4 protein-coding genes are annotated in these 6,437 nt (G+C 41.4%); all 4 read left to right on the top strand.

The genetic code is table 11. From position 1 onward, the window contains the following. Window positions 1–1,542, top strand: a 1,542-nt coding sequence (locus tag AC805_RS04765) for a sensor histidine kinase (protein ID WP_231662440.1), incomplete at its 5' end; no start/stop codon positions are given. A 556-nt stretch (window positions 1,543–2,098) separates the two neighbouring features. Continuing rightward, window positions 2,099–3,256, top strand: coding sequence for a hybrid sensor histidine kinase/response regulator (locus AC805_RS04760; protein ID WP_055074350.1), 1,158 nt, complete (start codon window positions 2,099–2,101; stop codon window positions 3,254–3,256). Between the two features lie 133 nt (window positions 3,257–3,389). Then, window positions 3,390–3,827 carry an NADAR family protein gene (locus tag AC805_RS04755; protein WP_055074349.1) on the top strand — a complete coding sequence of 146 codons (438 nt, stop codon included), beginning with the start codon at window positions 3,390–3,392 and terminating at the stop codon, window positions 3,825–3,827. 173 nt (window positions 3,828–4,000) lie between these two features. Next, a complete protein-coding gene (recJ, locus tag AC805_RS04750) occupies window positions 4,001–6,340 on the top strand; it encodes a single-stranded-DNA-specific exonuclease RecJ (RefSeq protein WP_231662432.1) in 2,340 nt (779 codons plus the stop codon). Window positions 6,341–6,437 lie beyond the last annotated feature (97 nt).

The following is a 6,437-nucleotide window of genomic DNA, read 5'->3' as shown; positions in this document are numbered from 1 at the left end:
GCTGGAATCAAGTCTTTTATTAGTTCCCACTGGTTATCGGTTAAGTCTGTGGGGTATGATTTCTTTGTTGCTTCCATAAGGCTGTCTTTGTTTTTGTATATTGACAGGCTATACCTTTGGGAGCTTTTTTTCACCTTTTTTTATTGCCAAAAACTTCTCAAACACGCTCTTAAGTATGAATGGAGAATCGTTACCCCTTCAGGCAAGATTAAATGGCTGCAAATCTACTCCATGCCCGAAAGGATCGAGAATCTAGATGTGACTTTATTAAAGCGCAAAAATGGAGATATTGCTCGCCATGGAATTATGCTGGATATTACCGAACTAAAGCTTGCCGAGGCTCGATTACTTGAGCAAACATCCCAACAAGAACTCCTCAGCATCATTACCCAACGCATTCGGTCTTCTCTTCAACTAGAGGAAATCCTAAATATAACCGTTACCGAAATCCATAAGTTTTTCCATGGCGATCGCACTCTTATTTATCAGGTATTAGATAACGGAACGAGGTTAGTCGTTGCCGAGTCAGTCTCTGCACCTTGGCAATCCATCTTCAATGCCATTGTTTGGGATAATATCGTTCCCGAGGATCTATATAAAAAATATCTACAGGGGAATCTTTATGTCTTACATGGAGAATCAGCGAGTGAATTGGAATTAAAAGTTATATCTTTAGGCAATGAATATATTATTTGCCCACCCATTAAAGCTAAATTAGCGATGCCAATCATTAACAATAATCAACTTTGGGGATTGATATGCATACATCAATACGATAGTTTTCGATATTGGCAGGAATGGGAAATAGATTTAATGAAGCAATTATCTAGTCAATTTACGATTATTTTCCAACAGGCAACATTGTATCAACAGGTACAGATCGAACTTGCTAGTAAAGAAATACTATACCAGCAACTAGAGAATGAACTGCAACAGAAAAAGGTATTGCTCAAAGAAGTCCATCACCGTGTAAAAAACAATCTACAGGTAATGTCTAGCCTTTTAAGAATGCAGTTTCGCAAAACTCCCCCCGAAGTCAAAATCTTGGTTGAAGAGTATCAAAATCGCATTCAATCGATGGCTTTGCTTCACGCCCAACTTCATCGCAATGACGATCTCGATCAAATCAATTTTTATAACTATATATCTGATTTACTAGTAAATTTATTTCAGTGTTATGGAAAAAGCCCTACATCGATCACATATACGATAGATGCAAGTAATATTTCTTTACCGTTAGATCGCTCGATTTCTTTAGGACTAATTATCAATGAATTAATATCTAATTCTTTAAAATATGCCTTCCCTACAGGCATTGGCAAAATAAATATTCAGCTTTTACAAAAACAACAGCAATATCATTTGATTGTGGCAGACAATGGGATTGGGATTCCAGCCAATATTATTTTAGAACATACAGATAGCTTGGGGATGCAGCTAGTATTCAGTTTAGTAGAACAACTAGAAGGGGCTCTTATTCATGATGGAGAGAAAGGAACGAAATTTCAAGTGATTTTTCCTGTATGGCAAAATACTCATTAAGCTTTATTCCCAAAAGCAAAGGATTTATATGATAAGAATAGGCGGTGCTTTGCTCTGCCTATCCTTACCTATTTAGCACTACCCATTAAGAATAACAATTAGCAGAAAAATTATCTAAGTAGCTAAGTAACTAGACTTAATTAAATATAAAACTTTAAAACCTGCGGCGTACGATGCTTGTGCGCCACAGGTTTTAGATCTGGATTTTAATTATGCTTTAGCTTTACTACTTAAGAAACCCTAGAATAGCGTATAGTCTGCTAAGCGGGCGCTACGCTCTCTGATTTTATTTTTTATTATGCTGAACTAATTATATAAAACTTGGACAAAAAAATACTATAGTCATGCGATAACAAGCAATTAATCATTCTAGGAAATCACAATAGTTTGTATATTAATTTGTTTATCCATGTAGTTTTTTGCGCTAAGATAAATGCAAATTTTATGTTGAGATTGATATCCTATAGAAATCTCAGCTAGAAATCTCAACAAATCATAGAATAAATCATAGAATCAAGATTGGTTTGCTAGCAGCTTTCTGAATGAGGTTAAGATATTGAGTATCCCAGTAATCATAGTTGAAGATGAAAGACTAGTCGCACAAGATATTGCCCAAATACTTCGTGACGAAGGCTATACAATTTGTGCGATCGCTGTTGATGCTCAGACAGCCATCCAAAAAATATTAGAATATTCTCCCAAATTAGTTCTCCTTGATATTCGTATCAGAGGAGACATTGATGGGATAAAGCTCGCCCAGTTTATTCAATCCTTCTGTGATATTCCCGTCGTTTACCTCACTGCTTTTTCAGATGCAGAAACCTTAAAAAGAGCCCAATCAACAAATCCAATGGGCTATGTAGTTAAACCTTTTCGGCAAGAGCAACTCCTTTCCACATTAGCGATCGCCTTAACCACCCATCGCGCCCAAAACGACGAACAAAAGGAAACCACCCTCAAAGAGAAATTATTGTCCGTGGTCAGTCACGAACTTCGTACTCCCCTTAATGCAATTTTGGGCTTTTCGGACTGTTTAAAGGAAGAAGTATTTGGTTCGATCAATCCCAAACAATTGCAAGCAATTCAAGTTATCAATAGCAGTGGCGATCATTTATTAAACTTAGTTAATAACATGATCGATCTCTCCATGCTTGAAGCAGGGGAGTTTAAATTAACCATCGAACCGATGTCGCTCGCTTCACTTTGCCAAACCTGTCTTGGTTGTGTTGCCAAGATCGCAGCGCCCAAACGAATTAAGGTTGAATCGAAAATTCAAGAAGGAATTCCCTCTATGATTTTAGATGAAAGGCGCATTTTTCAGGCTCTAATGCATTTGCTCAATAATGCTGTGAAATTTACCCCTGAAAATGGTCATATCATCCTCGAACTAACCTGTGAAAATCAGCCAGACTATCAACAAGGGTCTAATTTTTCGACACCAGTTTGCATCTCAGTAACTGACAGTGGCATTGGTATCGCCCAAGAAGATTTACATAAAATTTTTCAACCCTTTAAACAAGTCGATACAGGTTATAGTCGCAAGTATGATGGTATGGGTCTAGGGCTGACCTTTGTCAAAAAAATTATCGAACTTCATGGCGGAAGCGTTGAAGCAACTAGTGAATTAGGGGTGGGAAGCCGTTTCACGATTAGTTTGCCCTGTAATGATTTATCTACTAGCCAAACTTCAGAACTTTCTTTTACTACGCATTAAGTAGCTAGGCATAATTAAAAACCAAAACCAGAGAGCGTACCGCCCGCTACGCGGGCGGTACGCTCTTCTAGGTTTTAAGTTTACTTATGCCTAGCTACTTAATAAGGAATGCATTAATAAGATCGAAATCTTTATGACGATTTACTTCTACACGACCAGTCAAGCCTATGGAGAATTCTCTAACTTTGCTCCTTTTGGTATTGAGTTAGATGGGCAATGGTGGAAAACAACAGAACATTACTTTCAGGCTCAGAAGTTTTTAGATCGGAACTATCAAGAAAAAATCCGCCAAGCGATCGATCCCAAAACCGCCGCCAATTTAGGTCGCAGTCGTTCTGTGCCGCTGCGAGAGGATTGGGAAAATATCAAAGATGATGTCATGCGTAAAGCTGTTCTCCAAAAGTTTCAAACCCACAAACAATTAAAACTCTTGTTGATTGCTACTGGTGATGAGGAAATTGTCGAAAATGCGCCAGGGGATTATTATTGGGGTTGTGGAGCCGATGGCTCTGGCAAAAATATGTTAGGCAAAATTCTTCAAGAAGTCCGCACTCAAATCCAAACAGACTAAACCTATAAGTCTTACAGCGCTTTGCGCTCAAACCAAAACCAAGGAAATTTTTAAAAGCATTGCTTCGCAACGCTTTCAAAAATTTCCTTGTGGTTCGTTTGATCGATAATTGCTGTAAGTAGCTGGGCATAATTAAAACCTGCGCCGCAGGTTTTGGGATTTTATATTTAATTGTGCCGAGCTACTTAGATGGCAACCGCATAGCTAAAGAAGTTATCAATAGCAATATGACCTTAACTAATTGGCAAATTTTAGATTCTATCGCCTCCCCAGCTTGGATGCGTGACAGGGTGGGTAAATTTGCAGCGCAGTTACTTTGGCAAAGAGGATTAGTGAGTCCCGAACAGGTCAGCGCATTTTTGGACATAGAAGCCTATCAACCCACTAGTGCCTTTGCCTTGCCCGAAATGGCGATCGCGATCGCCCGCATCCAAACAGCTTACGAACGAGGTAAAACGATCGCCATTTGGGGAGATTTTGATGCCGATGGGATCACAGCTACATCGGTTTTGTGGGAGGGATTAGGGCAATTTTTTACCCAAGGCGATCGCTTAGTTTTTTATATTCCCGATCGGTTAAAAGAATCTCATGGAATATCCCTTAGGGGTTTAGATGAGTTGCGATCGCAATGCGAAGCCGCAGACAAAGTTCTCAGTCTAATTATTACCTGTGATACGGGCAGCACTAGCCTTGCAGCTCTGAGCTACGCTCAAGAATTAGGAATTGATACGATCGTCACTGATCATCATACCTTGCCCGACGAGCGTCCCCCTGTCACGGCAATTATCAATCCTCGCTATTTAAACAGCGAACATCCCTTATTTCACTTATCGGGAGTTGCCGTAGCTTATAAACTCATGGAAGCCCTCTACGCCACCATGCCCGAAGTGCCGCAACAGCCCCTAGAGGATTTATTGGATTTAGTGGCGATCGGCTTAGTTGCCGACTTAGTGCAGCTTACGGGAGACTGTCGCTATCTCGCCCAAAAGGGAATTGAAGTATTGCGTCAAAAAAAGCGCCTCGGCGTACGAATGCTGTTAGAACAATGTAAAAGGGTTGGCGATCGCCCCATCGACATTAGTTTTGGCATTGCCCCACGCATTAATGCCGTCAGTCGGATCTGGGGAGATGTCCGAAAATGCGTGGAACTACTTACCACCCAAGATGAGCCTCGGTGTAAAGTGCTGATCGAACAGACCGAAATGGCAAATACTCAGCGGAAAGCCCTCCAAAAAAGAGTATTCAAACAGGTGCAAGCCAAAATTGCCCAACTAGATTTATCAACCGTAGGAATTATTGTCTTGGTCGATCCGCAATGGTCGGTGGGCATCTTAGGATTAGTAGCAGGGCAGGTGGTTGCCGAATACGGTCGCCCGACGATCCTCTGTACCCTTGAGGATGGTCTTGCCAAAGGTAGTGCGCGATCGCTAGAGGGCATCAATCTCTACGATCTGCTCAAGGGTCAAGAGCATCTATTGCAGAGCTTCGGCGGACATCCTCTGGCGGGGGGCTTGAGCTTTCCGATCGAGAATTTACAGGTATTAATTGAGGCGATCGATCGTTCGTTCTGGAGTCAATATGGAGTATTGCAAAGTAAGAAAATTACGATTGATTTAGAAGTAGAGATCGCCGATTTAAACAAAGATTTATTTAACGAGCTAAAACAGTTAGAACCTTTTGGGATGGGGAATCCCTATCCTCGATTATTGGTTCGCAATTGTCACTTTTCCGATATATCCAATGCGAATATCCGTACATCCAAAGGTCAGAAAGTTGAATATATCAAAACAGAATTTACCCTAAGCGATCGGCAGGGCAATCGGATTCATGGCGATTGGTGGGGACATTATAGCTACGAATTACCCGATACTCCTTGCGATATCGCGATCGAGTTAGTCGATAATGCCTTTCGCAAGCGTTACGATGTCAGGCTAATCGATTTTCATGCCCAAAGTACCCCTCTGGCTAGTGAGGTGCCTGCCCTTGCGCAATCCTTGCTTAAGGCTGACGCAAATCTCAAAATCATTGATTGGCGCGGCAAAGATGGCGCAATCGATCGCCATTTAGTGACAACTATCTGCGATCGCTGTCCGCAAAGTTGGCAAGATCTCAATACCATTATCGCTAGCGCTCAGCAAGCCAATCAATCCCTCGCGCTTACCTATCCCAATCCTCAAAAGATCGATGGCAAGATCGCATGGCAAACGTTAGTAGGAATTGCTAAATATCTCAGTCGGACTGGTAAACAGATTAAGCGATCGCAACTAGTTGCCAAGTTAGGAATCGGCGATCGCGATATATTGCAAATGGGCTTCGATGAGTTACAACAATACGGTTATGCGGTTCAGGCGATCGATAACCCCTTAGATCCAGACAACCCAACCATCCTTATTAAGGCGATCGCCTTAAATCCAACTCCTCCTACCCTACCCAAAAAATTCATTCAAGCAGCCAACGAACTCACTTTTCAACAGCAGTTTTTCGATTATCAGTTACAGCAACTAGCCCAATGATTAAAATCCAGATGTCAAACCTGCGGCACACGCTGCGCGTACGCCGCAGGTTTGAGGGTTTTATAGCTGCCGCCAACTGTATCAGGACATAAAACCC

Source organism: Pseudanabaena sp. 'Roaring Creek' (genome assembly GCF_001402795.1).
Taxonomy (GTDB): domain Bacteria; phylum Cyanobacteriota; class Cyanobacteriia; order Pseudanabaenales; family Pseudanabaenaceae; genus Pseudanabaena.
Note: the sequence above shows the minus strand (reverse complement) of the source record. Positions and strands in the feature narration are given on the sequence as shown.

What these genes read in the sequence shown, in the direction of transcription:
- AC805_RS04755 (WP_055074349.1), top strand. Translation starts at nt 3,390, where the DNA reads ATGACGATTTACTTCTACACGACCAGTCAAGCCTATGGAGAATTCTCT.